The organism is Methylacidimicrobium cyclopophantes (genome assembly GCF_902143385.2).
GTDB lineage: Bacteria > Verrucomicrobiota > Verrucomicrobiia > Methylacidiphilales > Methylacidiphilaceae > Methylacidimicrobium > Methylacidimicrobium cyclopophantes.
In genome coordinates this window covers 1-26,218 of the sequence record NZ_CABFUZ020000082.1, presented here as the reverse complement: position 1 = coordinate 26,218, position 26,218 = coordinate 1, and the positions used below count along the sequence as shown (strand labels likewise).

23 protein-coding genes and 2 pseudogenes are annotated in these 26,218 nt (G+C 60.7%); 20 read left to right on the top strand and 5 right to left on the bottom strand.

All coding sequences use genetic code 11. From position 1 onward, the window contains the following. Positions 1-71 precede the first annotated feature (71 nt). Positions 72-791 (bottom strand): ribulose-phosphate 3-epimerase, encoded by a 720-nt coding sequence (gene rpe / locus FN369_RS02290; protein WP_142524595.1) that lies wholly within the window; start codon positions 789-791, stop codon positions 72-74. A 219-nt stretch (positions 792-1,010) separates the two neighbouring features. Between rpe and FN369_RS02285 the strand changes: the two genes are divergently transcribed. Both FN369_RS02285 and FN369_RS02280 read left to right on the top strand, forming a co-directional pair. Further along, positions 1,011-3,107, top strand: a complete 2,097-nt coding sequence (locus FN369_RS02285) for an amylo-alpha-1,6-glucosidase (RefSeq protein ID WP_178087615.1) — start codon at positions 1,011-1,013, stop codon at positions 3,105-3,107. A 144-nt stretch (positions 3,108-3,251) separates the two neighbouring features. Further along, positions 3,252-4,370, top strand: coding sequence for an enoyl-CoA hydratase/isomerase family protein (locus FN369_RS02280; RefSeq protein ID WP_142524593.1), 1,119 nt, complete (start codon positions 3,252-3,254; stop codon positions 4,368-4,370). Positions 4,371-4,418: 48 nt separating this feature from the next. Here FN369_RS02280 and FN369_RS02275 read toward each other — a convergent pair whose 3' ends face one another. From FN369_RS02275 to FN369_RS02265, 3 genes and pseudogenes are all read right to left on the bottom strand, one after another. Next, entirely contained in the window at positions 4,419-4,898 is a 480-nt protein-coding gene (locus FN369_RS02275; RefSeq protein ID WP_142524592.1) for a hypothetical protein, read from the bottom strand. Positions 4,899-4,979: 81 nt separating this feature from the next. Next, positions 4,980-5,498 (bottom strand): annotated as a pseudogene (locus FN369_RS02270) (thiolase family protein); the annotation flags it as partial. 108 nt (positions 5,499-5,606) lie between these two features. Then, positions 5,607-5,804 carry an acyl-CoA dehydrogenase family protein gene (locus FN369_RS02265; RefSeq protein ID WP_178087614.1) on the bottom strand — a complete coding sequence of 66 codons (198 nt, stop codon included), beginning with the start codon at positions 5,802-5,804 and terminating at the stop codon, positions 5,607-5,609. Positions 5,805-5,957: 153 nt separating this feature from the next. Between FN369_RS02265 and FN369_RS02260 the strand changes: the two genes are divergently transcribed. Both FN369_RS02260 and FN369_RS02255 read left to right on the top strand, forming a co-directional pair. Then, positions 5,958-6,536, top strand: a complete 579-nt coding sequence (locus tag FN369_RS02260; protein WP_142524589.1) for a PaaI family thioesterase — start codon at positions 5,958-5,960, stop codon at positions 6,534-6,536. After that, a pseudogene (locus FN369_RS02255) lies at positions 6,533-7,286 on the top strand (electron transfer flavoprotein subunit beta/FixA family protein). The gene FN369_RS02260 and the pseudogene FN369_RS02255 overlap by 4 nt, the downstream one beginning before the upstream one ends. Here FN369_RS02255 and FN369_RS02250 read toward each other — a convergent pair. Further along, positions 7,283-7,465 (bottom strand): hypothetical protein, encoded by a 183-nt coding sequence (locus tag FN369_RS02250; RefSeq protein WP_142524588.1) that lies wholly within the window; start codon positions 7,463-7,465, stop codon positions 7,283-7,285. The pseudogene FN369_RS02255 and the gene FN369_RS02250 overlap by 4 nt on opposite strands. Positions 7,466-7,472: 7 nt before the next feature. Between FN369_RS02250 and FN369_RS02245 the strand changes: the two genes are divergently transcribed. From FN369_RS02245 to FN369_RS02170, 16 genes are all read left to right on the top strand, one after another. Then, entirely contained in the window at positions 7,473-8,120 is a 648-nt protein-coding gene (locus FN369_RS02245) for an electron transfer flavoprotein subunit alpha/FixB family protein (RefSeq protein WP_246189488.1), read from the top strand. Between the two features lie 189 nt (positions 8,121-8,309). After that, positions 8,310-8,804: a (Fe-S)-binding protein gene (locus FN369_RS02240; protein WP_142524586.1), complete on the top strand. Its 495-nt coding sequence runs from the start codon at positions 8,310-8,312 to the stop codon at positions 8,802-8,804. Positions 8,805-9,106: 302 nt separating this feature from the next. Next, positions 9,107-10,273, top strand: a complete 1,167-nt coding sequence (locus FN369_RS02235; protein ID WP_142524585.1) for an AAA family ATPase — start codon at positions 9,107-9,109, stop codon at positions 10,271-10,273. Positions 10,274-10,279: 6 nt separating this feature from the next. Continuing rightward, positions 10,280-11,161, top strand: coding sequence for a DUF58 domain-containing protein (locus tag FN369_RS02230; RefSeq protein WP_142524584.1), 882 nt, complete (start codon positions 10,280-10,282; stop codon positions 11,159-11,161). Further along, positions 11,158-12,681 (top strand): hypothetical protein, encoded by a 1,524-nt coding sequence (locus tag FN369_RS02225; protein WP_142524583.1) that lies wholly within the window; start codon positions 11,158-11,160, stop codon positions 12,679-12,681. Before FN369_RS02230 ends, FN369_RS02225 begins: the two co-directional genes overlap by 4 nt. Positions 12,682-12,689: 8 nt before the next feature. Further along, positions 12,690-13,754: a vWA domain-containing protein gene (locus FN369_RS02220; RefSeq protein WP_142524582.1), complete on the top strand. Its 1,065-nt coding sequence runs from the start codon at positions 12,690-12,692 to the stop codon at positions 13,752-13,754. A 24-nt stretch (positions 13,755-13,778) separates the two neighbouring features. Beyond that, positions 13,779-14,582 carry a hypothetical protein gene (locus FN369_RS02215; RefSeq protein ID WP_142524581.1) on the top strand — a complete coding sequence of 268 codons (804 nt, stop codon included), beginning with the start codon at positions 13,779-13,781 and terminating at the stop codon, positions 14,580-14,582. Then, entirely contained in the window at positions 14,579-15,634 is a 1,056-nt protein-coding gene (locus FN369_RS02210) for a vWA domain-containing protein (protein WP_142524580.1), read from the top strand. The genes FN369_RS02215 and FN369_RS02210 overlap by 4 nt, the downstream gene beginning before the upstream one ends. A gap of 124 nt (positions 15,635-15,758) precedes the next feature. After that, the gene (gene aroA / locus FN369_RS11685; protein WP_142524579.1) at positions 15,759-17,795 is read left to right on the top strand and encodes a 3-phosphoshikimate 1-carboxyvinyltransferase; all 2,037 of its coding nucleotides are present in this window, start codon (positions 15,759-15,761) and stop codon (positions 17,793-17,795) included. 19 nt (positions 17,796-17,814) lie between these two features. Beyond that, positions 17,815-18,417 carry a lysophospholipid acyltransferase family protein gene (locus tag FN369_RS02200; RefSeq protein WP_178087613.1) on the top strand — a complete coding sequence of 201 codons (603 nt, stop codon included), beginning with the start codon at positions 17,815-17,817 and terminating at the stop codon, positions 18,415-18,417. 151 nt (positions 18,418-18,568) lie between these two features. Next, on the top strand, positions 18,569-18,967 hold the full coding sequence (locus FN369_RS02195; RefSeq protein WP_142524577.1) for a FeoA family protein: 399 nt from the start codon (positions 18,569-18,571) through the stop codon (positions 18,965-18,967). Between the two features lie 3 nt (positions 18,968-18,970). After that, positions 18,971-21,073, top strand: coding sequence for a ferrous iron transport protein B (feoB, locus tag FN369_RS02190; RefSeq protein ID WP_142524576.1), 2,103 nt, complete (start codon positions 18,971-18,973; stop codon positions 21,071-21,073). A 314-nt stretch (positions 21,074-21,387) separates the two neighbouring features. Beyond that, positions 21,388-23,064, top strand: coding sequence for a 30S ribosomal protein S1 (locus FN369_RS02185; protein ID WP_142524575.1), 1,677 nt, complete (start codon positions 21,388-21,390; stop codon positions 23,062-23,064). Positions 23,065-23,274: 210 nt separating this feature from the next. Continuing rightward, entirely contained in the window at positions 23,275-23,538 is a 264-nt protein-coding gene (locus FN369_RS02180; RefSeq protein WP_142524574.1) for a hypothetical protein, read from the top strand. A 124-nt stretch (positions 23,539-23,662) separates the two neighbouring features. Further along, the gene (locus FN369_RS02175) at positions 23,663-24,157 is read left to right on the top strand and encodes a cytochrome c oxidase subunit II (RefSeq protein WP_142524573.1); all 495 of its coding nucleotides are present in this window, start codon (positions 23,663-23,665) and stop codon (positions 24,155-24,157) included. Between the two features lie 12 nt (positions 24,158-24,169). Continuing rightward, positions 24,170-25,852, top strand: a complete 1,683-nt coding sequence (locus FN369_RS02170; protein WP_142524572.1) for a cbb3-type cytochrome c oxidase subunit I — start codon at positions 24,170-24,172, stop codon at positions 25,850-25,852. Positions 25,853-26,218 lie beyond the last annotated feature (366 nt).

Here is a 26,218-nt window from a genome sequence, read left to right as displayed (position 1 = left end):
GGCGGTCTCTCCGCCGAGGGTTTTGGTTTCTGCGGCACGCTTTTGTCGCTCCAGGGTTCGGATGGGGAGCTTCAAACGGAACGGCTTTCGGCGATGGCGGCTCTCAGCCGCTCAACGTTGGCGGCCGTCTTGCCTTTGAATACGGCCGACCCGGCGACGAGAACCGTGGCTCCCGCCCGGACGATTTCCGCGGCGTTTTCGGCTTTTACGCCCCCATCGACTTCGAGCCAGGCTTCGGAACCGATCTCATCAAGCATACGGCGCAGCCGACGAATCTTGTCCGTGCTCGCGGGGATATACTCTTGGCCGCCGAAGCCCGGGTTGACCGACATCACGAGGACAAGGTCGAGATACCGGAGGATCTCCTCGAGATCGACCAAAGGGGTTGCCGGATTGAGAGTGACGCCCGCCTTCGCGCCCAATTCCTTGATCGCCTGGACTGTTCTATGGAGGTGAGGACAAGTTTCGACATGGACGGTGACGATATCAGCTCCCGCTCGAACGAAATCGGCCAGATACCGTTCCGGTTTTTCGATCATTAGGTGCACGTCGAGGAGAGCCCCCGCCTCGGCGCGCAGCGGGCGGAGAGCCTCGACGATCAGCGGGCCGATCGTGATATTCGGCACGAAGTGGCCGTCCATCACGTCGATATGAAGCCAATCGGCTCCGGCTTGGAGCGCCTCGCGGGCATGGGCCGCCAGACGCGCGAAGTCGGCGGATAAGATCGACGGAGCCAGCTTGACGGCGGAATCTCCCCGCTTCTGCTTCGCCGGCCTCGTTGGAACTGTCATCTTTGCCTCCTTGCGTCCTCCTCGAATGTGTGGAAATCGGCACAATAGCAGACCTACGACACAGCAGAATAGACCTTTCTGAAACCGGCAGTGGAAGAAAAAAAGGGGAACGGCCCGCCAAGGCCGTAAGTTCCGACCTTGCGCTCTTCGAGTCGGCCTGTGCATTTTGATGACCGAGTCGTGGATAGCGAATTTGCCATTGGGACGCCGAAGAAGCTGATGGAAGATCAGGCCCTGGTCCTGAAGCGCGGGGATACCTTCGGCGTTTTCAATCCAGCGGGAGACGTAGATGCTCGGCTGCGGCCCGCCGAAGGGCTCTTTCGCGCGGATACTCGCTTCCTCTCCCGCTTTCGTTTCCTGCTGGGACGAACGGAGCCCCTCCTGCTCAGTTCCCACTTGGGCGGACTGGAGGCGGGCGCGAGCATAGACCTCACCAACGTCGATCTTCCCGAGGGAAATGGACGTCTTCCGCTTTCGAGCCGGACGATCCATGTGCTGCGCAAGAAGAGAATGTATGATGGGGGGTTTCGGGAGGAGCTGCGGCTTCATAATTACGGTTCCGAAACTGTCGTGCTCGACTGCACATTTCTCTTTGAGGCGGATTTCGCCGACGTCTTCGAGGTGAGGGGGAAGGGGCGTTCGAAACGAGGAAGGTTGAGAAAGCCGCGGATACGCCCTTCCACGGTCACTCTCGGATATCAAGGGGTCGACGGAGTCGAGCGCACCACCCGGCTCGTCTTTTCCCCGACGCCGACGGAGTTGGGAGCGAAGGCCGTTCGCTACGATTTTCCGTTGCAGGTGGGGGGAGAGCAGAAGATCGAGATCGACGTCGAGTGCTTCGCCCAACCGGAGCCGAAGCTCTTCATCCGCAGCATGCCGAGCCGGACCAAGAAGCGGGAGGGGCATCTGCGTCGGTATCTCGGCCAAGCGGCGATTCGGACTTCGGATGAGCATATCCAGGAATGGATCGATCAGGCTCGGGCCGATCTCGAGATGCTGGTGACGCCCACTCGGGAAGGGCTTTATCCCTTCGCGGGAGTCCCTTGGTTCAGCGCAGTTTTCGGCCGTGACGGAATCCTGACCGCCTTGCAGTACCTGTGGCTGGATCCGCATCTTGCGCAGGGAGTTCTGCGGTTCTTGGCGGCACATCAGGCCAAAGGGGAGGAGGAGGGGAAGATCCTCCATGAAATGCGGCAGGGAGAGATGGCGGCGACCGGGGAGGTTCCTTTCGGTCTCTATTACGGAAGCATCGATGCGACGCCCCTCTTCGTGTTCCTGGCGGGGGCTCTCTATGCACGCACCGGCGACAAAAGGATGGTTGAGCGGCTTTGGCCGCATATCGACCTTGCGTTGCGATGGATGGAGACTCGAGGCGATCGGGATGGCGACGGCTTTCTCGAATATGCGCGACCGCCGAAGGGTCAAGGCCTTTGGAATCAAGGCTGGAAGGACAGCGACGATGCGATCTTCCATGCCGACGGGCGGATCGCGGAAGGTCCGATCGCTCTTTGCGAGGTGCAGGGCTATGCCTATGCCGCCTGGGAAAGTGCCGCCCTTCTCGCGCGTGTGCTAGAGAAATTCGAGGCGGCCCGCGAGATGCAACGGAAGGCGGAATGGCTGCGGCAGCGGTTCGAGGAGAAGTTTTGGTGCGAGGAGCTCGGCACTTATGCCCTCGCCTTGGATGGGAATAAGGAGCCTTGCCGTGTCGCCGCTTCCAACGCGGGGCACGCCCTTTTTTCGGGAATCGCTTCGCCTCATCGAGCTCGGCGCGTGGCGGAGCTCCTCCTCGGGCCCCGTTTTTTCAGCGGTTGGGGCATTCGGACGTTGGCCGAGGGGAGCCCCCGCTACAACCCGATGTCCTACCATAACGGTTCCGTCTGGCCGCACGACAATAGTCTCATCGCGCTCGGTTTGGCGCGCTACGGGTTGTCGGCCGAACTGCGCAAGCTGGCGGAGGGTCTCTTCTGCGCGCTCGATTACTTGGAGGATCACCGGCTTCCGGAGCTCTTCTGCGGTTTCCCTCGGCGGCCGGCTTCCGCGCCCGTACGGTATCCGATTGCTTGTCGTCCTCAGGGATGGGCCAGCGGCAGCCTGTTCGCTCTTCTGGCGGCCTGTTTGGGCATCCGATTCCACGCGGAAGTCGAGGAGATCCGGTTCGAGAAGCCCGTGCTTCCGATCCAGGTGGAGGATCTACTCCTGCACGGGCTCACTTTGAAGAAATCTTCCGTCGATGTGCTCTTTCGCTCCCATATTCGAGATGTGGCGATGAATGTCGTTCGTCGGAGAGGCGGCGTTTCGGTCGTCCTCGTCAGTTGAGAGATCGAGTTGCGCGGATCGGTTGACGAAGTTTTGAAAAGACTGGCGATTCGCGAGTGGAAGAAGAGAATGGATCGGCCGCTCGGTAAGCGGAAGAGAGCGATTCGGTAAAGGAGGGAAGGAACGGTTTTGGGAAGCGGGAAAATGAGCGAACGGCCCATCCTGATCGAGGAAAAGAGTGCAAAGGGAGGCTTTCGTCTCGGCTACGCCACCCTGAGCAATCCGGCTTCTCTCAACGCCGTTTCGGTGGAAACGGAGGAGGCGCTCGACGCCGCACTCTCTTCCTGGGCGGAGGATCCCGGCATCGTCTGCGTGGTGCTCTCCGGAAGCGGGGAGAGGGCGTTTTGCGCCGGCGGAGATCTTAGAAGGATTTATCAAGCCATCCGATCCGGGGACACCGGCTACGCCGGGCGATTTTTCGTCAAGGAGTATCGCGTCATCGGCAAGATCCACTTTTTCCCGAAGCCGATTCTTTGTTGGGGAGACGGGATTGTCTACGGCGGAGGACTTGGGCTTCTTGTCGGGGCGAGTCATCGGGTTGTCACCGAGAAGAGCCGCTTGGCGATGCCGGAGATCTCGATCGGGCTCTTTCCAGACGTCGGGAGCAGTTGGTTCCTGGGACGAATGCCCGGGCGCATCGGTCTCTTTCTCGCCCTCACCGGGCTTCCCTTTCACGCTGCCGACGCCCTCTTCCTGAAGCTGGCCGACTATTTCCTGCCCGCCGAGGAAAGAATGTCGGTCCTGGAGGAGAGGCTCCCGAGCCTCTCTTGGAGCGGGCATGCAGAGCTGGATCGGATGCATCTCTCCCGATCCTTGCGAGAGTGGGCGCGGCCGTGGCGGAGCTCGATCGGGTCCCCGCGGACTCGGCTCGAGTTCGATCGCATTCAATTCCTTACGGAAGGCGAAACTCTACTCGAGATCGTAGAGAGGATCGCGGAGGGCCCGGTTACGAGCGATCCCTGGTTTATCCAAGGCGCGGAAAATCTGGCATATGGGTGTCCGCTTTCCGCATGGCTTATCTGGGAGTTGGCTCGGCGGACGACCCGGATGTCCCTCAAAGAGGTGATCCGGCTCGAAACGATCGTCGCCCACCAGTGCGGAGCGCATTCCGATTTTCCGGAAGGGATTCGCGCCTTATTGATCGATAAGGACAAACGGCCTCGGTGGAGCGATGGAAGCGTTGCCGAGGTCCCGATCCAAAAAATAGAAGAGCACTTTTCGGCGCCTTGGCCTTCGGACGAACACCCCTTGAGGGATCTGTGAGATCGTCCGGGCGACCGTCGTCCCGTCCGGAAAGAGGGCGGATGCGGATCACTTTCCTTGCCGTTTTCTCGGTTCTCGCGCGCCCAAAAGCCCAAGGAGGGCTCCGCTGCCCAAGAGAACGATCGGCAGGAAGCTCAACGCATTGCAGCCCAAGAGCCAAAGGAAGACCGTCGCGGTCGTCCCCATGAGCAAGCCGCCCAGAATCGGTCGTTCCAAGACCATCCCGGCCCCTACCAAGGCCGTAATCGGGACGACGACGCTGAGGAGCTTGACTCCCGTGGCGGAAGCTGGATATCCGGATTCGGCCAAGCTCGCCAACCCGTAGCCGAGCAATCCGTAAGCGACGGAGGCGAGTCCGCCGATCAAACCAACGACTAGGGCGCCGACTCTCACGATTTCGTTCCCTTCTTGGCCGCCGAGTTTTCCTGCCGCAAGCCGAAAGAAGAGCCCCTGCGGGAAATCCCTCCGGCAGAGGAATGGCTCTTCTCCTGCGGACGCCTTCCGATGCCCTTCGCACGACTCTCGCATGGTTCGAACTTCGTGAGAGATGGCCGGTCGAAAGGCGGAAAGGTTCCTGTTGCCTCCCCTTTTCGAGGAAACGCGTGCGATTCAGCGGACGGCTTCGAAGAGCCCAGCCGCACCCATGCCGCCGCCGACACACATCGTCACGAGCCCGTATCGGTCGCCGGTTCGTCGCAGTCCGTGCACGAGCGTAACCGTCCGAATCGCGCCGGCAGCGCCGAGCGGATGGCCTAGGGCGATCGCGCTGCCCATGGGGTTGAGCTTCCGCTCGTCGAGCCGCAGTTCCTGCATGACGGCGAGCGACTGAGCGGCAAAGGCCTCGTTGAGTTCGATCCAGTCGATTTCCTCGAGGCGGACCCCGGTAACGCGCAGCAGCTTGGGGACGGCTTCGATGGGACCGATGCCCATGATCTCGGGAGGAACGCCGGCGACGGGGAATCCGAGGAATCTAGCGAGAGGCTTGAGTTCGAATCGGGCGATCGCCCGTTCGCTTGCCAGGATGACGCGAGCGGCTCCATCGCTCGTCTGGCTGCAGTTTCCCGCGGTAACCGTCCCGTTGGCACAAAACACCGGCTGGAGCTTGGCGAGCGCTTCCGCCGAGGTGTCCCCAGACCTTCATCGGCCGAAATAGTTCCTCTTCTGCTCTTCGGTATCGGCCACGCGGATCGTTTCCCCCGCCAACCCATTGACGGTCAAGGCGGTGGCGGTTCCCGTTCAGGCCCATCCCAATTCCTCGCAAATGATCGCTTCTTCCACGGGGCCCAGGCCGGAATCACCGTATTCGCCGGGCACGAAGAGGTTGAGAAGACCCAAGGAAAGCGCCTTGCGATACATTTCCGCGGGAAATCGTTCTTCCCGATCGTGTCGGGCGGCCGCCGGAGCAATCTCTTTTTCGAGCGAAGTCGCGCGCAAGATCGCGGATCATCCTTTGGTCGTCACCTAAAGCGAAAGTCATTGCAATACCGTTGTGCACGGTAGCGCCGGCTTGCATGATATGTCAATTCCGGGCGGGGAGTGGCTTTCCGACAGGAGGGGCCTTGCCGGAACGGAGTTTCCTTTGCGAGGATGCGGGGCAAGGTTGCTGGAGTGGCCGGCGGAGGCCGTTCGGAGGCGGGCGATAACGTCCGCGAGGAAGCCGGCTGTGGAATGGTGAGCGCGCAGCGGAGGTTTGCGGCGAGAAGCAGGGAGATGGGGATGGACAGCCTCGAGCGAATGGCGGCCGATTGGAATGCCTCCGACTTTTGCCGGAGCTTTTCCGTCGAGATTCTCGAGCTCTCCCCTGGAGCTTCCCGCGCCGCACTCCATGTGGAAGAGCGACATAGGCGGCATCGGCTCATCCCGTCGATCAGCGGGGGCTCGATCGCCTATTTCTTCGACGCCGTCCTGGGTGCCGCCGTGAGTACGGTTTGCGGCGAGGACGTGCGCGATATTCTGACCGTGGAGCTTCAGATCCAATTTCTTCGGCCGCTGATCGCCCGCAGGCGAGCCACGGCGGCCGGTTTCGTCGTCCGCAAGGGGAGGAATCTTGTCTTCGTTCGAGGCGAAGCTTTCGATGAAGCGGGAAAGCTCTCATCGACGGCCACGGGCATCTGGGCGCTGATCCGCGGTGGGGCGAGGACACTGGTGTCGGAGGAGAGGGCGTGAAGTTTCTGATCCCGATTAAGCGGGTTCCCGATCCAAATGTCCGGATTCGCGTAAAAGCCGATGGCTCGGGTAGAGAAACGGAGGGGCTGGCCTTTGCCATCAATCCATTGGATCTCACCGCCTTGGAGGAAGCTCTCCGGATCCGCGAACGGTAAGGAGAAGGAGAGATTGTCTGCGTTTTCCTGGGCACGGAAGAATGCTTGGAGCAGCTCCGCTATGCGGCCGCCATGGGAGCGGACCGCCTCGTGTGGATCGACGGACCCGCCGAATCCGAACTGCTTTTGACGGCGCGTGTCTTGGCGGCTTTCTGGGGAGAAGTGAAGCCCGAGTTGACGATTCTTGGAAAGCAAGCGATCGATGACGATTACAACCAGACGGGGCAAATGATGGCCGCCTTGCTCAACCTTCCGCAGGCAACCTTCGTGAGCAAGCCCGAGCTCGTCGATGGCCGATGTCTCTGTTCGCGGGAGACCGATGGCGGGTTGGAGCAGATAGATCTCGGTCCTCCTTCCGGCGGTCGTCACTACCGATCTGCGCATCGATGAGCCGCGCTACGTGTCTTGACCCGGGAGTCTCAAGGCAAAGCGGAAGCCGATCGAAGAGCGCAATCTCCGCGACCTAAAAGTCGAAGCCGCCCGCAAGCTGCATCTCGTGCGCCTCGATCCGCCTCCGGCGAAAAAGCCAGGCATTCGGGTCTCATCGGTGGACGAGCGGATCGAGAAGCTCCGCAACGAAGCGAAGGTCATCTAGGAGCCCATCGGCAGGAAGGGGAAATGCGAAACATTCTGGTCTTGTTGGAGCACGAGGGCGGACGGTTGAGGCCGACGTCGCTCGCCGCCGTGAGCTTCGCCCAGAAGGTCGGAAAGGATCTCTCCTCTTCCTTCCTCCTCGTTCTTTTCGGAACGAATCTGGAGGGCGGTTGCTGCCACCGTGCGCATGTTCGGTGCCGAGGCGATCTTGCTCGCGGATCACCCCTCCTTGGAGCACCCGTTGGCGGACCGATACGGGGTTTTGCTCGCCGACCTCGTGAGGGAAGAAGGGGCGACTCTTCTTTGCGCGGCTTCGTCGACCTTTTCTCGGGATCTCTTGCCCAGGGCGGCTGGCCCACTCCAAGTTCCGATGCTCAGCGACGTCACCGGCGCGGCGGCAGATGGAGACGCCTTCCTCTGCCGGCGAGCCATCTTTGCTGGCAACGGGGTTGCCACCGTCCAGATGGAAGGGCCGGTTTGCCTGATGACCCTGCTTCCGGCGGCTTTCGGACTGCCGGAGCAAAAAGGGCCCGAGTCGCCCGTACGTCACGTCGCTCTCGAAGAGGCGGCTCTTCCGAGGGGCACGGAGTTCGTCGGAAGAAGCGTTCTCCCGGCGGGCGGACGGCCAGATGCGACGGAAGCCTCGATCGTTGTTTCGGGGGGAAGAGCTTTTCGCTCCCGCGAAGAGGTCGAGAAGCATGTCGGGGGATTGGCGGACGCGCTGGGTGGGGTGGTCGGATCGACGAGGGCGCTCGTCGACGCTGGAATTACTCCCAACCCCCTCCGGATCGGGCACACGGGAAAGAATGTGGCACCGGAGCTTCCCCTCCCCTAGGGATTTCGGGCGCGGTGCAACATCTGGCCGGGATGAAGGAGAGCCGGGTGATCGTTGCGATCAACCGGGATCCGGAAGCGCCGATTTTTTCGGTGGCGGACTACGGTCTGTTAGGGGATGTCCATCAGCTCGTTCCCGAACTGACCGAGAAGTTGCGGAATCTCCGAGCTGCGGGCCTTCCCATTCGGAATGAGATCCGGATCGGCGGCGGGCGTCGACTTCGCCATTCTGGGCAACGAGGAGCGCTGCAATGGAGAGTCGTCTCGGCGGATGGGAGAGGAGTTTCTCTTCCAGGAATTGGCGGGAGAGAATCGCCGGACTCTGGAGAGATATTCATTCCGCCCCATCGTGACCCATTGTCCCCATTGCGGGAACACCTTTCGGCGGGACTATCCCCAGATCGGCGCGCGCTTCGAGATCGTGCATCATTCGGAGCTTCTGGTCGATCTCCTTCGGAAAGGAAGGCTCGGAGGCAGGGGAAGCCCGAGCCAGGCGGCGGATGCGATCCCTTACCATGATCCTTGTTATTTGGTTCGAGTGAGCGGAGTGGAGGAAGCACCGAGGGATCGCCTCTCCCATCGACTTGCCGGACCTCTCCGCGAGATGGGGAGAAGGCGAAAGAAGACCTTTTGCTGCGGGGCCGGAGGGGAACGGATGTGGATGGAGGAGGACCCCCGCCGGTAGGTTTCCGCGTTGCGCGCCCAAGAAGCATTGGTGACGGGAGCAAGGACGGTCGGGGTGGGATGCCCGTTTTGCTTGATTATGCTGGGTGATGCCGTCGCCGCCCAGGATCCCGGCGCGAGGCCCCTGGATATCGCGGAGATTCTTGCCGAAAGGCTCGGGCTCGACCGTGGGAGGCTTTCTTGAGGACCGAGGAAATCTCGTTGCTTTTGCGCCGGCCCACGCTTTCTTTCAAATCCGTGAAGGGTGCGAGTCAGGGAGAGAGCGTCGATTGTTGCGACAAGAGAGTTCCTTCACCGCTCTCTGTGCGCCATCTTCACCATCAGCGGCGGGTCTGCTCGATTTGGAGAAGGGTGACTCGGGTGATCGTGGGGCAGGAGACGGCTGTGCTTCGCGGTTTGATCGGCTCTCTTTCTGTCTTTCAACCCAACGTGGGAGGTTTTCCGGCGAACGGGCATTGTACGTTTATCGGTCTCCCTGGGACAGGGAAGAGCACCATGGCGTCGGTGCTGGCCCAAGCGATCGGCGGCACCTTCAGCCGCGTTCAATGCACCGCGGATCTGCTGCCGAGGGATTTCACGGGAAGCTTCGTCGAAAAGGAGGGAAGACTCGTTTTCGAAAAGGGGCCTCTCTTCTCCAACGTTGTTCTCTGCGACGAATACAACCGAGCTCCGGAAAAGGCGCGCTCCGGAGTGTTGCAGGCGAAGATCGAGGGCTTCGTCTCGGTCACCTTCGGAGAGGAGCGCTCTTTCTCTCTTCCCCGGCCGAACATAATCTTCATGACCCTCAATCCGATGGAGGTATCCGGTCTTTACCAGATCGGAGATGCCGATCGGGATCGGTCGTTATTTCAGATCTTCTTCGCTCCGCTCCGGCAGGAGGAGCGGATTCGGCTTTTGGAGCGTGCGGAAGGCTTTCTCGATGCGGGAAACGTGGAAGAAGAAGCAAGGGAGGCTCTCACTCCCGAGGAGTTCGAGGAGATCCGGGCGTTTATCTGGTCGGAGGTGAGGGCCGGCGGTTTGCTGAAGGAGTACTTGGTGCGGCTCACCGAGGTGGAGTATCTGGAAGCGAGATTGGAGCCTGTCCGGCGCGAGTTGGAGACTCTGGCCGGCATCTCCCTTTCTTCTCTTTTTTCGGGGTATTTGGCGGAACGGCCGGCCTTGGGGTTGCTCGGAGCATCGAAGGTAGTTGCTTTTCTTGGAGGAAGCGAGGCTTACGAGGCGGGACGATCCCCCCGGCTTTGGGTCACTCCGTCTGACGTACGGGAGATTTACGCGGATGTTATGAACCATCGAATCCGTCTTTCGGAAGAGCTCGAAGTGCTCTGCCCAAAGCTGGCACCGCGACTTCTCGAGAGGCTGCCGGAGCGGGATCGCCGAAGTTTTCGGAGCCTTTCGGCGCTTTTGCCCCGGGAGATCGTCGTTCGGTACTTGTTGCAGGAAATCGTCTCCCGAGTGCCGGATCTTGAATAGAATGCCATGTCTCAGATTCCATTCGGCTTCTTCCCGCGGCGACGGCTCTTCTCGGCGGTGTCCGGGGGATGGCCGGCCAATCCTGCTCCGGGAGGAGCAGAATTCGAAGCCTTTCGAGAAGCCCGCGCCGGGGAGGATGTCCGATGGATCGATTGGCTCGGATCTCGTCGTTCGGGAGAGAAGCTCGTGCGGCTTGCCGAGGAAGCGCGGGCTCCAGGTCTTCTTTGGATGGTGGTAGGCCACGGTGGGGAATCCTTTCGGCTCGGCGAGCTCGTGATCTCGCTCGTGAAGCTCCTATCAGAAGAAATCGTCTATTCGGATCCCGAGAGTCGGATTGGGCTCGTGGCCATGCTGGGCTCGAAACCGCTCCGCGAACCCATGCACTCTGGATCTGCTTGGAGAGAGCGCATTTTGACGAAGCTGGAACATGCGTTGCGAAGAGAGGAAGTATTTGGAGGTGAGCTTTTCCCCCTGCGGGAAGCGGGACGACCGTGGCTGCCCTCGGCTTCGACGGTTGTCCTCCTGGTTCCGATTAGCCGCCTTTTTTTGGATGACGACTTCGCTCATTCCCTCTCTCGGCTGCGCGCTCCCGGAAGAGAGGTGATTCTCTTCGCGCTGGCCGGCCGATGGGAATTGCGGTTGCCGTCCGTTCCGTCTTCCTGGACCTTTCGGGATTCCTCGGGTTCTTCCCTTCGGGTCCCTCTCGGCTCCCGCCGGTTCCGGGAACGTTTCGCCTCTCATGCCTCGGCGCGGTTGCGAGAGCTCTCGGGCAGGCTTGCTTCTTTAGGCTTCCGGCGAACTCTCGAATGGGAGGTTGTTCAGGAAGGGGATTCACTGAGCGAGCAGATTAGGAAGATGGCGGCCCTTCGGCGGAGGATCTTGGCGTGAAGGCGGCAGGGAAAGGCGCGTTCGGGCTTGCGGTATGGATCGCGGTTTCGGCTCTTCCCTTTTTGGGCAACGCCGCCTCCGAGGATGGAGGCAAAAACGAAACTCTCTTCTTCTTCGACCGGGAGATGCACTTTTGTGCCGCACGCCCCCTTCCGCGGCTCTACGTGGAGATCCGGCGCGTCCTGCCCGTTGGCTCTCGTGAATGGACGGAGGCCTGCAAGGCCGCCTTGGGAGAACTCTGGTCGGAGAAAATCGAGCCCTACGGGGCCGGCCTTCTCGTCACTCTGTCCGGAAACCCTCGACCCGAAGAGGTGGTTGCAACCGCGGCCGCATTACGGAATCGGGATTCCGTTCGGTTTGCCTATCCCTTGGTGGAAACGGCGGCAGGCCCCTGCGTCCCTCTTCCCCGCGTCGAGTTCTCCTTCGATCCACGGCTCTCATTGCAGGAGAGAGACCAGATCTGCCGGACTGTCGAAGAGAACCTGCACGATCTTTTCGGATCGGGATGGACGGGCCGAGTGGACAAATCGGGGGAAGGCAAGGGGATCGTGCTCGGGGTGCCGGATCCGTTTCTGGTGGCCCGCCGGCTTGCGCTCTCTCAGGCAAAAGGGATTCGTTGGGCTCTCCCTTCGCTGGAGACGCTGCGCAATCCGGTGGAGATGACGGCGGCTCTCGTGCGTCCCGGAGGAGAAGAGGCTCAGAGCATGGCTGTTCTCTTGGGAAACAGAATCGAGCTCCGCTTGACGGTGCGCGTGGGTCCGACCGCGCAAATCGATCGGGATGCCCCTCTGCGGAGTCTCTCTGAGCTTGCCATCCGGTCGACGCGCGGAGATGCCCTGCTCCCGGCCTTCCTGGAGCGCGGAGAGCCGAGGGAAGAAATTCGGGGAGAGAGACGAGAGATCCGGCTACCGCTGCGATTCTATCACACGGGGGAATTTCGGATCGAACTGGGATCGATCCCCTATCGGGAAGGGGACCGCCCGATTCGCTCGACGCAAAGTCCCGCTCTTACGCTGAGGGTCGTCGGCTTGGCCGGGGAGGCTGTCACGCTCCATCCACTCAAATGGTTCGCTGGCTGGTCGGGGCAGACGAGGCCGGTTCGTGGGAAAGAACAGGGAGGGCCTTGGCTCCTTCTCGGATTGGGGCTCTTGCTCGTAACGGCCGGCGGCTGGCTCGCCTGGACGAGCTGGACCGAAGACAGGATCCGCGGGCGAAGCTCGGAATCGGGGCCGGCCAAAGTCTCCGAGGCCGCCGAGTGGGTCCGGCGGGCAAGGGAACGCTGGGAGCAAGAGGAGGATCTGGCCTCCGTCCGAAAGCTCGCGTGGCGGCTTCTGGAGAAGAGCCGAGCCGGAGAGGCTTCCGCGTCGTCCCGAGAGATCTGCCTCTCTCTCTTGAAAGAGAGCGAAGCGGTCTTTGCCGACGGGACGTGCGAGGAAAGTTTCGAAACTCCCGGGAGAAACGAGGTGACGAATCTCTTGCGCTTACTCGAGAGAGAGGTGCGGGAAGAAGCCAAACGCTGAGGAGGACAATGGGCTGGTATCTTGCGGCGCTTCTCGGACCGATGGCCCTTTGGCTTGGACTTTGGCGGCAGAGCCGCGCGCGCGCCGCAGCCTGGACCAGCCATACGGGGCTCGCGCTTTACCGGGAGGCGCTGCTGGTCCTACCCCGTCGATGCAGGGCTCGATGGATGCTCGAGGATCTTCTGCCGCTCCTCTTCCTCTTCGCGGCGTGGGCGGCGTTTCTTTCGGCGGCTTGGCGGATCGGCGCGCGTCGAGAGTTGGCGCCGGCCTCCGATTGGCAGAGACGGCTTGTCCTTGTCGACGATCTTTCCGGAAGCATGCAGGGGAAAAAAGAAGAAAGCCTGCGCCGGGCGAATCTCCGTTTTTTGGCCGCAAGTCGGGTACCGGAAGGCCGGCGCATTCGCTTCGGCTTGATCGAATTTTCAGGAAGCGCCGCGGTTCGCCTCCCCTTGGTGCCTCTGGGACGTAGCGGAGACGAGGGAGAGTTGCGCGACCGGCTGGAGCGTATCGTTCAATCGGTCAGCACCAAGGATCCGGGCATGGGGATGGGTACCGAACTTGGGATGGGCATTTGGGCCGGGTTAGAGGCGATCGTGAGATCGGGCCGATGGGAAGATGCAGCGCTGCTTCGGCGGTGGAGAGCAGAGCGGGAAGCGCTGGAGAGAGGATCGGCGATGTCGGATGAGAGGGCTTTACGCGAAAGCTTCGGCGATCATGCGGATGCCGCGATCGTCGCCTTTACGGACGGCATGGTGCGTAACGAAAGCTTGCCGGCCGCCCGAGTTCTGGAATTGGCTCGTGCGCTCCATGTTCGTACCTACTGCTTGAGTGTCGAGGATCTGCCCGCCGAGGTGGCGGCGAACGCCTATCGCACGATGACGCGGATCGATCCGGAGAACGAAGAAAGCTTTCAGGGTCTCTACGAGGAGATCGCCCGCAAGGAAACCCGGCCCCGGTTGGAGTGGAAGGTTGCGGAGCGGAGCCCTTGGGAAGGGCCGTTTTTCGGCTTCGCCTGCGGGGCTCTTGTCGGCTTCGCCTGGTTCCGGAATCGGGCAATCGCTCGAGGGCCGTAGCGAAGCTTGGGAAACAATCGCTTTATGAAACTCGATCTCGTTGCGAATCGTCGAATCCGGATTGGTTGGCTTCTCCTGGGCATGGGGATTCTTTGCGTTTTGACCGGCCTCTCTTGGCAATGGGTGGCGATTCGGCGAGAAAGACAGGAGCGGGAGGCGGAGGCCATGCTCGAAAAGAGAGTGGCTGAAGCCCGTGTGGCAGTCGCACATCTTCGGGAAGCGGCTTTGAGCGGAGAGGGACTTTCGGAGGCGGGCCGTCGATTTCAAGATTGCATCGAGGAGCTCTCCCTTCCCGAAGCGGCTCGTCGAGGCATTGCTCGGGAAGCTGCCTGGAACCTCTTGCAAAAGGCGGCAAATCTTGCCGCCGAGGCGTCGGTTTATCGTCGGGAGGAGCCCGACCACCCGTATTTGGCCGAGCTCCTGAGCCGTCTCCGGGCTTTGCGGACCGAGGCCTTCCCGCTGTTGACGGCGGGACTCCCTCCCGCCGGAATTCCCGATGCGGAGCAGTGTCGCCCGAGGATCTTTTATGCCAAGGGGCTTTTGGATGCTTGGATTGCGGATCTGGAAAACGATACGCAACGACAGGTCGAGAGCTGGTTCGCCGCCGTTTCCGAGATGGAGGCCGCTCTTCGGGAGGCTCCGGAAGATCCTTGGACCATAGAAAATTTGGAAGTACTCGGCTCGACCTTTTATTCCACGCTCGGTCATGCGCAAGTGAAGGAAGGAGAAGAGAGACCGAGCCGAAAGGAGATGCAGAATCCGGCGGAGGCTCCGCCTCTTCCGCAACGGCAGGGCCATTCTCCCGCCGTTTCCAAGGGGAAGATGTGATCGGATCGCTTTTCTTGCGGGTCGAGAACGTCTGGGGCCTCCTTCTGCTCGGAGCTTTGCCGCTGATTCTGGGGTGGCAGTGCCAACGGGCCCGAGCTCTCGCGAAGGAGCGATTGGCGGTGGACCCGAGAGAGGAAGCGCACCATTGGCCGAGGCAAGGTCGTCGTTGGGAGACGGTATTTCTTTGCGTCGCGGTGCTGGCCGCCGCTGCGGGTGCGGCCGGCCTGCGCTGGGGTTGGAAGCTTCCCGTCGCCGACTGGCACCGGTGCGAATTCTGGCTGTTGCTCGATACTTCCCTGTCGATGCGTGCCCAAGACGGATCGGGTGAGGGGGATCGCAATCGCTCCTTCTCACGGCTCGAATGGGCAAAAGGGCTCTGTTCGGAGCTATTTGCAAGGTTTCCGGGAGCGCGGTTTGGGATTGTCCCTTTCGCGGGCGATGCCTCGGTGCTTTCGTTGCCGAGCACGGATCGTGACGAGTTCCGCTATTACCTGGAAACGGCGTCCTCCGTGCCGAAGGCGAGCGGGACCGATCTCGTCGAACCCTTGAGCCTCCTCGCTTCGGAATGGGCCCGGAATTCCCCGTCCGGACCGATGCCGGTCCTCGTCCTGCTCTCCGATGGAGGGAAGGAAGAGGGGAAAGAGGTCCCGATCGCCAAGATCGTCGAGACCGCGAAAGAGATTCAGGCCCTTTCTCCTCGAGTCCTTTTCGTTTGCCTTTCCATAGGCGGGGAACGCGGGGCGGTTGTGCCCTGGGGATCCGTTGCGGAAAAGCTCCCCGGCGCGGAAGAGTTCCGATCGACCGGGGGGTTTCGGACCGCGCGTTTCGATCCGCCCTTGGAGTCGGTTGCCCATTCGACCGGCGGGCTTTTCTTTCGAGCGAAGGAAAGCTCCGCGGATACAATTTGCCGGGCGGTGGAGCAACGGTTGGAAAAGAGCGGTTTGCATCCGGAGCGGAAAGCGGCATCGGGCGGATCTGGAGGGAGCTGGGGTTGGGCGACGCTCGGGCTCGTTTCTCTTTTGTTGTTGACCACTCTCTGGAGCCGCCAGTAAAGCGGGACAAGCCCGACCGGGGAACCAGGAATCGAAGAATGGAGCGAATCGGTCGGCCTCGGCCCGCGTTCGTCGAGCCCCGAGCATGAGGATAAGTTTCGTCGAGGAAAGAAGAGCACCGGAGATGAAAAGTTTCACGATTGTTCCGGCCGCGCGACTTGTAGGGGAGATCGCGGTTCCGGGGGACAAGAGTATTTCGCATCGCGCGGTAATGTTGGCTTCGCTGGCGCGCGGTCCTACAAGGGTGACGGGCTTTCTTCCTTCCGAAGACTGTCTTTGTACCCTTCGAGCCTTTCAAGCTCTCGGCGTCGACATTGAAGTCGAGGATCCAACCACGCTTTCGATCGAGAACCGCTTCCACCGACTCTTTCCCCCTAGGGAAGCTCTCGATTGCGGCAACTCCGGGACGATGATGCGGTTAATCGCTGGAATCCTCGCCGGACAGCCGTTTCGGTCCCGCCTCGTAGGCGATGCTTCGCTCTCGAAGCGACCCATGGGGAGGATTCTCGAGCCGCTGGAAAGGATGGGTGCCCATATCCGAGCGGAGGGGGAGAAGGAAACGCCTCCCTTGGCTTTGGAGCCGGCAGAGCTTCACGGGATCGAATACGAGCTTCCCGTAGCCAGCGCCCAAGTCAAATCGTGCCTGCTTTTGGCGGGGCTCCATGCGCAGGGAACAACGCGAATCGTGGAGCCCAGCCCGACTCGGGATCACACCGAGCGGCTGCTGGTACATTTTGGCGTCCGCCCGCTCCGGGAGGGTCGAGCCCTTCTCATCCAAGGAGGGTTGAGCCTGGAAGGCCGCGATTTTTGCGTCCCGGGGGATTTTTCCTCCGCTGCTTTCTGGATCGCCGGGGCGGCGGCGATGCCCGGTTCGGAAATCAGGATCCGGGGGGTAGGCTTGAATCGCACGCGCACCGGGTTGCTCGGCGTCCTCCTGCGCATGGGAGCGCAGATCGAAGAAAGCGTGGAAGAAGCGTCGGGGGAGGGCGAGCCGAGGGGCTCCCTCCTCATTCGAGGAGGCAAATTGCGTGGAACACAAATCACGAAAGAGGAAATTCCGAACCTCATCGATGAACTGCCGGTCATCGCGGCGATCGCCTCGCTCGCGGATGGGGAGACGCAAATTCGCGGGGCGGAGGAGCTGCGTGTCAAGGAGTCCGATCGCATTCGCTGCATGGTGGAGAATCTTCGGCGCTTCGGCGTGCCTGTCGATGAGCTTCCAGACGGCATGATCGTCGAGGGCGGCCATCCCATCCGGGCGGCGCGCGTCTCGTCCTTCGGAGACCATCGCGTCGCGATGGCATGCTCGATTCTGGCTCTCCGGGCCGACGGCCGGAGCCGCATCGACGACGTCGGGTGCGTCGATACATCTTACCCAGGATTTTCCAAAGACCTCCATAAGCTCAGTCAAGCTGCCGTGGAATCGGCTCCAGGATGGAAGGACTATCTGTCTTGGGTGCAACCGAGCCCCAAAACGAGCGGAGGCGAGCAGGAGCCACGCCGGCCGGTGGTCGCGGTCGATGGTCCCTCGGCTTCGGGGAAGAGCACCGTGGCGAAGGCGCTGGCGAAGGCTCTCGGCATCGCCTATTGCAACAGCGGGCTGGTTTACCGGGCCATTACATGGAGTCTCGTCGACAAAGGGGTGGATCTCGACCGAGAACAGTCCTTCAAAAGCGCCGTTCGGAGCATGAAGCTCGAGTGTCGGATCGAAGAGAATGAGCTCCATGTGCGGATTGATGGGAAAGAGGTGGGTCAGGAGGTGCGAAGCCCCGCGGTGAATGCGGCGGTCTCCCGTGTCTCCGCCTCCCCTTGGTTGCGTAAGAGGCTGCTTCCCCTATTTCGGAAATTGGCCGACGACCGCGCTCTGGTCATGGAGGGGCGGGATATTGGAACGGCGGTTTTCCCTGGGACCCGGTTCAAGTTTTACATCGACGCGGACCCGAAGGTAAGGGAGCAACGGAGGCAGAAGCAGGGGGAGAGCGATTCGATCGAGGAACGGGACTGGGAAGACCGGTCTCGGAAAGCCGCTCCGCTCCGGTGTGCGGCCGATGCCGTTTTCATCGACTCGAGCCGGATGACCGTCGAGGAAGTCGTCCTCCGAATGCTCGAGGAGTTGCGCAAGCGCGGATTTCCTCTGCCGAAAGAGAGCTCCGTCTCGTGATCGGCGGATGGGCTCGACCATGAGGCCTTGGTATGCCGCGGCGCGAGCGATGGTGAAGGTCGTTCTGCGTCTTTGCTTCCGCTTGCGCGCGGAGGGAGTGGAGCGGGTCCCATCCGGTGGATTGCTGCTTGTCTCCAATCATGCGAGCTACCTAGATCCGCTGGCCGTGGGATCGGTGGTTCCCCGGGAGATCCATTATCTCGCTCGCCGCTCTTTGTTCCGGGGTCCGATGGACGGGCTGCTGAGGAGCGTGAACACGATTCCTACGGCGCGGGAGCATCCCGAGCCCGCGGCGCTTCGAAAGATTCTCGAGCTTTTGGCAAGCGGTCAGGGAGTGTTGATTTTTCCGGAGGGAACGAGGAGTGCCGACGGGAAACTACAGCCGGCGGAACCGGGGGCCGGGTTCCTCGCGGCGCAAGCGCGCGTCCCGATTCTGCCGGTCCGAATCTTCGGCTCCTTTGAAGCGTTGCCGCGCTTCTCCCGATTCCCGCGTTGCGTCCCGATCCGGGTCGTCATCGGAAGTCCGTATATTCCGCGGCAAATCGAGAGGGGCGAATCAAAAAAGGAATATTATCGCTCTCTTGCGGAGGAGATGATGGCGCGCATCGGAGAGTTGCGGTAAGTCATTTTCTCCTACTGTTGCGCAGCACTTTCGGCCCGACGGGACTCCTCCGACGGCGACCGGTCTCTTCGAGGAAATCGCTTCGGAAGACGGCAAAGGCCCGACTCGAATTTCACTTGAGAAGAAAAGGTGAGGGCTTAGATTGTTCGCAATGAGTTCGCCTGCCGAAAAGCCGAGGGAGGTGGGGCCGCAGCTCTTTCCCTTTCCTTTATCTGAGGCGTCGGTAGGCGCGCAACTCTGGATTCATTCGGTGGAGGGGAATCCCCGCGAGTGCCATCGGCTGCACGAGATGGGCTTTTGCCGGAGGGCGGAGCTCGTAAAGCTTTCCCACGGAGCCATGACGGTCTGTCTGGTTTGCGGTGCTCGAGTCGGTTTGAGCGAGACTGTCGCCCAGCGGATTCTGGTCACGGTTGCTCCCGGAGAGCCGCGGGAGAATCCCGGGAACGCGAAAGCCGTCAGGAGCGATCTCTCTTCTTTTGCAGAAGAGGGGACGCTCTTTTGCCGGATCCGAGACCGATTTCGCCGAAGAAAGGGCGGCGCGGCCGGATAAGAGATGAAGTTGGCACCCGGAGGCAGAGAGCGCGCCCGTCTCGCCGAGCCGACGAATATAGCTTTCGTGGGCAATCCGAACAGTGGAAAGTCCACTCTTTTCAACGCGCTGACAGGGTTGCGGCAGAAGGTTGCCAATTATCCCGGCGTTACGATCGAGAAGAAGATCGGATTTTGCTACGACCTGCACGGTCGGAAGTGCCAACTGATCGATCTTCCGGGTACCTATTCCTTGCTGCCGAGCGCCCCGGATGAAGAGATCACCTGCGAAGTCCTCTTCGGGATGCGTCCCGACACCCCCGTGCCGGACGCGGTGATTTGCGTTCTCGACGCCACACATCTGGAACGGAGCCTCTATCTGGTTACCCAGGTGCTCGATTTGGGTCTTCCGATCATCGTCGCCCTGAACATGATGGATCTCTTGGAGGAAAGGGGGGACAGCATCGATGTCGAGGCGCTCGCGGCAAAGCTGGGCTGTCCGGTGATCCCGTGCCAGGCGTCGAAACGGAAGGGATTGATCGAAATCCGCGCGGCGCTCTCGCGCGAGCTTTCGCCGAGCCGCCCGATCTGTCGCCGGTTGCCCGAGCCGGTGGGGGACGCTCTCACCCGCATCGCGAGGGACTTTCCGCAAGAGAAGGTGGAACGGAGAGCTCTCTGTTCCCTTGTCTTGAGCGCACCCGATTCTCAGCGTCTGGCTGAACTGCTGGCCGTCACCCATCTGTTGCCCTCGCTGCGAGAGGAGCAGGAGAGGCTTCAAGAAAAGATGCCGGACTGGCGCCAGCAGTCGATTGCCATGCGCCAACAGGAGATTCGTGCTCTGACGGCCGACGTTTTCCGGAAATCACCCGTCATCGGCAAAAGCGCGACCGACTGGCTCGACCGTTGGGTGACGCATCCGTTCTGGGGCTGGTGGATTTTCCTGGGAATCATGGGGACCATGTTTCTTGCGGTATTCGAGATGGGGGCGGGGCCCAAGGATGCCATCAACGGCCTCTTCTTGGCGCTTGCGGTAGGGATCAAGAAGGTTTTACCGGCCGGCGACCTGCGCGACTTATTGACCGAAGGGGTGATCGGCGGAGCCGGAAACGTCGTCGTCTTTTTGCCGCAGATCCTCGTGCTCTTCTTTTTCTTGGGCTTGTTGGAGGATAGCGGATATATGGCGCGGGCGGCCTTCCTCATGGATAAGGTGATGAGCCGCGTCGGCCTTCAGGGGAGAGCATTTATTCCGCTGCTGGCCAGCCATGCCTGCGCGATTCCGGGCATTCTGGCCGCACGGACGCTTTCCGACCCGCGGGATCGGATGGTTACCATCTTGGTGGCACCGTTTGCCAGTTGCTCGGCACGCTTGCCGGTCTATGTGCTCTTGATCGCCGCATTCTTCGGCGGCCGTCCGGGTGCGGCCGTCGCCGAGGCTGGGATCGTGATGTTTCTCTATCTGTTGGGGTTAGGGGCTGCCTTCGGTTTCGCCTGGCTTTTCAAAAACAGCCTCTTCCGGAGTCGGCCCACACCCCTGGTTTTGGAGTTGCCTCCCTATCGGAGGCCGTCCCTTCGAACGATTGCAGCGCAAATGGGCTCGCGAGCCGGCGCTTTTCTTCGCCGGGCGGGCACCACGATTGTCGCGATCTCCGTAATCCTCTGGTGGCTGACGGCCTATCCGAAAGTTTCCGATGGGGATCGATCGGCCCAGTTGGCGGGCAGCTTTGCCGGAAGGATCGGCCATTGCATCGAACCCGCCATTCGCCCTCTGGGCTTCAATTGGAAGATCGGCATCGGCTTGATCAGTGCGCAGGCCGCTCGGGAGAATTTCGTCAGCACCATCGGCGTTCTCTACGCGGGGGTGTCGAAAGGCGATGCTCAGCCGGTTTCATTGGCCCAGGCGTTGCTGGCCGACCGTTGGCCGGACGGACGGCCCGTCTTCTCTCCGCTCGTTTGTCTGACCATCATGCTCTTCTTCGTCTTCTCCCTTCAGTGCGTGAGTACCGTCGTCGCCGTGCGCCGGGAAACGGGATCCTGGAAGTGGGCTCTTTTTCAATTTGGCTATATGACGCTTTTTGCTTATGTTGTATGCCTAGCCGTTTACCAGATAGGCCGAGCGTTCGGTTTTTGAGGCTGCTCTATCCGTCCGGGTCGAGGAGGATCAAGGATCGGGGACGGTTGGGCGATAGGACGAAAGAGTGGAAGGGAATTGGCAGCAATGGGTGGCTCTGCTCCTGGTCGGAGGGAGCTTCTTCTATATTGTACGAGAATTTGCGCGCGGTGTGCGGAGGCGGAAGAGTTGCTGCGGCTCCTGCCCGTCGTCTAGGCCTTCAGAGAAGCTGGAAACCCGAAAAGAGTAGTCGGCCGAAGGTCTGCCTCCTCGGCGGACAAGACGGCGTCTATCGAATTTCCTAGAAAATTTTGAGGAGAAGGAGATTGGAAGTTATGGAGCATGGAGTATTGGAAGCGCTTCCGGTATTTGCGGAAGGAAGTCTCGTGAAGGGACGGGTCGTGGAAAAGAACCCGAAGAGCGTCCTGATCGATATCGGCTACAAGTCGGAGGGAGTCGTCGCGTTGGATGAATTCGAGGACCCGGCGGCCGTTCAAGTGGGCGATGAAGTGGAGGTGCTTCTTGAGCAACTGGAAGATGAAGACGGCAACGTCGTGCTTTCCAAGCAGAAAGCCGCTCAAAAGCAGAATTGGGACAAGGTCGTCAAGATTTTCCAATCGGGCGGTACGATCGACGGGAAGGTTCGAGGGATCGTCAAGGGCGGACTGATGCTCAACGTAGGGGTGGAGGCTTTTCTCCCCTCTTCCCAGATCGACATCACTCCCCCGAAGAACTTGCGCAATTTCGAAGGCCAGACCCTTACCTGCAAGATCGTCAAGTTGAACGAAGAGCGGCGCAACGTCGTATTGTCCCGCCGGGAGCTGGTCGAAGCGGAGAGGGCGGAAAAGCGGGCGAGGTTCCTCGAGACGGCCCAGAAAGGGCAAGTCGTCAAGGGCGTGGTCAAAAACCTCACCGATTTTGGCGCCTTCATCGATTTGGACGGGATCGACGGCCTGCTGCATATCACCGACATGAGCTGGCGACGCCTTGCGCATCCGTCCGAGCTCTTGTCTGCAGGGCAGGAGGTCGAGGTAATGGTCATCGACGTCGATCGGGAGAAGGAGAGAATCTCGCTGGGGCTCAAGCAGAAGTCCGAAAACCCGTGGGAAAAGATCGCCGAGAAATATCCCATCCAATCGAAGATCAAGGGAAAGGTGACCAATTTGACGGCGTATGGCGCCTTCGTGGAGCTCGAGCCGGGCATCGAGGGGCTGGTCCATGTTTCGGAGATGTCCTGGACGAAACGGATCACCCGGCCCGCGGAGATCCTTTCCGTCGGTCAGGAGGTCGAGGTCGTAGTTCTCGACGTCAATCGGGATGAACAGAAGATTTCCTTGAGCCTTCGGGCGCTCGAGCCCAATCCGTGGGAGAAAATTGCCGAACAATATCCGGTAGGATCGACGGTGAAGGGGACCGTCCGCACCTTCACGGCCTACGGGGTATTCGTCGAGCTGCAGGAGGGAATCGACGGATTCGTGCATGTCAACGACCTCTCTTGGACTCGGAAGATCAACCATCCATCCGAGGTCTTCAAGAAAGGGGATCCGGTTGAGGCGAAGGTCTTGGAGATCGATTGGCCCAATCAAAAGATCCTCCTCGGAATCAAGCAGCTCGCGGACGATCCTTGGAAGAGCCTCGCCTCCCGCTTCAAGGTAGGGGAAGTCGTCACCGGCAAGGTGAGCAAGATCGCCAGTTTCGGGGCCTTCGTGCAATTGGACGGGGAGATCGACGGGCTGGTGCATATTTCGCAGATCAGCAACGATCGGATCACCAAGGTCAAGGATGTCCTCAAAGTAGGACAGGAAGTCGAGGCGCGCATCATCAAGATCGAGCAGGAGGAGCGGCGCATCGGTCTTTCCATCAAGGCGCTCGCCTACTCTGACGAGCAGCTCGAGAAGGAGCGGGAGAGAATGGATCTTTCTCGATCCGGCGAAGAGCTGGGGTCGATGGAGGACGCCTTCTCGCGCGCCGAGGAGGACTATCGCCCGGGCGACTTCGGCAAGCGCGGCTGAAGAAGCGCCATTCTTACCCGAGGGCTTCCCGCCGGAGAGCATCTCCCCGAATTCCAGAGCTGGAAAATCGGCGGGGTCGACCCTCTTCCGACACTGGAAGGTCTAGGCAAATCCCCGATTTTCCCTCGGATGACCGCTGTAAAGCGGGGCAGGGTAGGGGAGTGCCCTTTCCCCTTGCCGGCCCTTCCCGAGTTGTCCTAACATCTGCTCATGCTCGACCACCTGGAGCATGAGGGGCAAGGGGAAGGGAAACTCATCGCGGTCTTGCTCCTCTTCCTGCTGGTGACCGCTCCCGTCGTCTTCTTCGGATGGGGATTCCTCAACGCCGTCTTGGAAGCCGAGGGCGGCTTGGGGGCTGGATTGGGTTCTCTTCTCTGCCTAGTCCTTTTTCTTCTCTTAGCGGGAATCTTCTCTCGATTCCTTCTGCGCTATTCGGAGGCCGGCAATGAACCAAAACGAAGCCGAGCAGGTTAAGGGAGTGCCGGAGGAGATTCCGCCTCCTCTCGGCACGATGTTCGTTCTCATTCTCTTCCTGGTGGTCCTGGCCGGGATGTGGGCTTACATGTACATGGAGATGGTGACGCGTTAGGAGGATCTCATGGAAATGCTCGCCGAGAAGCTGGAAAAGGGTTATGTCTGGCTCTCGATCCTCGTGCTGGTCGCCTTCTTCGCGGCCATCATTTACGCGTCGGTCGTGCTGGCGGTGGTCGTTCCGGGCGACAGCGGCCAGATAGTGCCGAAGCGGGGGGAAACTCTTTTTGCAGCGGTCAGCCGAACCAAGCCCTTCGACCAGCCGGGCGTCCACCAGACGGGTCCGAACAGCTACGACGTGGTGGTGCTGGGACAAGCCTGGATGTTCAATCCAGCCGCCATCGAGCTGCCGGTAGGGGCGGAGGTCACTTTTTGGGGCACCTCGATCGATATCGACCATGGGCTCTACATTCCCGGGACGACCGTAAACATCATGCTCTTGCCGGGACAGATCGGGAAGCAGCGCTACCGTTTTTCGCGTCCGGGGCAATATCGGATCATTTGCCATGAGTATTGCGGAATGCTCCACCACCAGATGACCGGAACTCTCACTGTGAAATAGAAAGAGGTAGCCATGCCGACAGCCGAGGCCACAGTAACGATCGTCGAGAATCCTTCCGGCTATTCGCTGCCCGACAGCCACCGGCGGTACATCCTGTGGAGTATCCTCTTCGGCTTTGCCGCCCTCGCCGTGGGTGTCTTCCAGGGATTCGCCCAGGGGCTCAACTACGCCGGAATCAATATCTTCAGCAACTTTCCGGGAATGCGCACCTACTACCAGGGACTTACCCTGCACGCGGTGCTCAACGTTTTTGTCTTTCCCTTTGCGGCCGCCAACGGATGGCTGGCGCTGACGGTCGCTCGGAGCTTGGGAAGGAACCTCAACGGTTTCCTGCTGGCTCTCTCCTTTTGGCTGATGGTGGCGGGGAGCCTTTTCGCGGGCTACATCATCGTCGTCGGGAAAGCGAGCGTCCTCTACACCTTTTATCCCCCGCTCCGGGCCGAGTGGCCCTTTTATTTTGGGGTCGTGCTGCTCGTCCTGAGTACCTGGACGATTTCTGTCGCGCAGCTCGTAGCGCTGGCCGGATGGAAAAAGGAGCATCCGGGAGAGCGGATCCCGCTGCTCGCCTTTGTTTCCATCGCCACCTACGTGATGTGGGATATCGCCTCCATGGGAGCGGCCCTGGAGGTTCTTTTCCTTCTTTTGCCTTGGTCACTCAATCTGCTGCCTGGCTCCGATCCGCTCTTGAGCCGCGTTCTCTTTTGGTTTACCGGCCACCAGATCGTCTACTACTGGCTGCTCCCTCTTTACGTTTCCTGGTACACGATGATCCCGCGGCAGGTAGGCGGAAAGCTCTTCAGCGATACGCTGGCGCGGATCGCCTTCATCCTGTTCATCGTCCTCATGCCGGTCGGCTTCCACCATCAATATGTCGATCCAGGCGTCGCCGGTTATTTCAAGTGGGCGGCCGGCATTCTTACCTTCGCGATTTTCTTTCCCAGTCTCCTCACCGCTTTCTCGGTGATGTATGCTCTCGAGATGGGCGGTCGGGCGCGTGGGGGAAAAGGGATGCTCGGCTGGTTCTGGCGGATTCCGTGGGGAGATCCTTCGGTCAGCGCCCAGGTGCTCGCGATGATTACCTTTCTTCCGGGAGGGATCACCGGCCTTATGAATGCGAGCGTCGATATGAACCTGCTGATCCACAACACGACTTTCGTGCCCGGCCATTTTCACATGACCGTGGGGAGCGCCGTCGCGCTTTCCTATTTCGGACTTGCCTATTGGCTCATTCCCTATCTCACCGGTAGGGAGCTCTGGGGGAAGCGCTTGGCCTTGCTCCAGTCCTGGCTCTATTTCGTCGGGGTGCTCATCTTCGCCCGTGGGGAAATTTCCGGAGGCTTGTTGGGAATGCCTCGAAGAACGGCGATTTCGATGATCAACTATGCGCCGCTGCCGGGTTGGAAGTTGGCGGGCGCCTTGACGGCCGTCGGCGGGAGCTTGATGTTCGTTGCGGCCGTTCTCTTCTTCGTCGTCTTGGCCATGACGCTCTTGGCCGGCCGGAAGACCCGGCCCGTGGTCGATCTTCCCTTTACCTCGACGGTGCTGGGCGCAGCTCCCTCGGGAAATCAGTTGATTCTCGACAAGATCTCCTATTGGGTCCTGCTTTCGTTGACCCTCGTGGCGCTCGTCTACGGCCCATTTCTTTTGACCCATATCCCTCCGACGCTCAGCGCGCCGCCTTTCATGGGATATTGAGAACATCTGCGTCTTTCTGCGTGCGCAGGGTCTTGGCGATGAGATGGTTGTATCTACCCTCGATGACGGGGGAGGGCGAGGTGCTCTGTCACAAAAATGTAACAGAATTCGGGATTGCGCGAATACGCGCTGCTTGGCTAGAGTGCCGCCGACGCTGACCAAGGGAGTCGGCTGGCGGGCAGAAAGGAGGAGGAAGATGACTTGGATGCCGGATCTAGGGTGCGGCTCGCTTCCCAAGAACACCAGCCGAAAGAAAGGCTGGTTGGCCTTCGGATTTCTTCTCACCGTCTGCCTGTTTCTCTTTCTCTCGCGAGTGCCCGCGCGTGCGGCCGAGGCTCCTTCCGAAGGGGAGCAAAGCGCGCCCGC

Coding starts and splice junctions, on each gene's coding strand:
- FN369_RS02220 (WP_142524582.1), top strand. CDS start 12,690: ATGGGCTGGTATCTTGCGGCGCTTCTCGGACCGATGGCCCTTTGGCTT.
- rpe (WP_142524595.1), bottom strand. CDS start 791: ATGACAGTTCCAACGAGGCCGGCGAAGCAGAAGCGGGGAGATTCCGCC.
- FN369_RS02195 (WP_142524577.1), top strand. CDS start 18,569: ATGAGTTCGCCTGCCGAAAAGCCGAGGGAGGTGGGGCCGCAGCTCTTT.
- FN369_RS02280 (WP_142524593.1), top strand. CDS start 3,252: ATGAGCGAACGGCCCATCCTGATCGAGGAAAAGAGTGCAAAGGGAGGC.
- FN369_RS02185 (WP_142524575.1), top strand. CDS start 21,388: ATGGAGCATGGAGTATTGGAAGCGCTTCCGGTATTTGCGGAAGGAAGT.
- FN369_RS02240 (WP_142524586.1), top strand. CDS start 8,310: ATGAGATCCGGATCGGCGGCGGGCGTCGACTTCGCCATTCTGGGCAAC.
- FN369_RS02275 (WP_142524592.1), bottom strand. CDS start 4,898: ATGCGAGAGTCGTGCGAAGGGCATCGGAAGGCGTCCGCAGGAGAAGAG.
- FN369_RS02285 (WP_178087615.1), top strand. CDS start 1,011: ATGGAAGATCAGGCCCTGGTCCTGAAGCGCGGGGATACCTTCGGCGTT.
- FN369_RS02230 (WP_142524584.1), top strand. CDS start 10,280: ATGTCTCAGATTCCATTCGGCTTCTTCCCGCGGCGACGGCTCTTCTCG.
- FN369_RS02260 (WP_142524589.1), top strand. CDS start 5,958: ATGCGGGGCAAGGTTGCTGGAGTGGCCGGCGGAGGCCGTTCGGAGGCG.
- FN369_RS02175 (WP_142524573.1), top strand. CDS start 23,663: ATGGAAATGCTCGCCGAGAAGCTGGAAAAGGGTTATGTCTGGCTCTCG.
- FN369_RS02215 (WP_142524581.1), top strand. CDS start 13,779: ATGAAACTCGATCTCGTTGCGAATCGTCGAATCCGGATTGGTTGGCTT.
- FN369_RS02200 (WP_178087613.1), top strand. CDS start 17,815: ATGAGGCCTTGGTATGCCGCGGCGCGAGCGATGGTGAAGGTCGTTCTG.
- aroA (WP_142524579.1), top strand. CDS start 15,759: ATGAAAAGTTTCACGATTGTTCCGGCCGCGCGACTTGTAGGGGAGATC.
- FN369_RS02180 (WP_142524574.1), top strand. CDS start 23,275: ATGCTCGACCACCTGGAGCATGAGGGGCAAGGGGAAGGGAAACTCATC.
- feoB (WP_142524576.1), top strand. CDS start 18,971: ATGAAGTTGGCACCCGGAGGCAGAGAGCGCGCCCGTCTCGCCGAGCCG.
- FN369_RS02170 (WP_142524572.1), top strand. CDS start 24,170: ATGCCGACAGCCGAGGCCACAGTAACGATCGTCGAGAATCCTTCCGGC.
- FN369_RS02245 (WP_246189488.1), top strand. CDS start 7,473: ATGTTCGGTGCCGAGGCGATCTTGCTCGCGGATCACCCCTCCTTGGAG.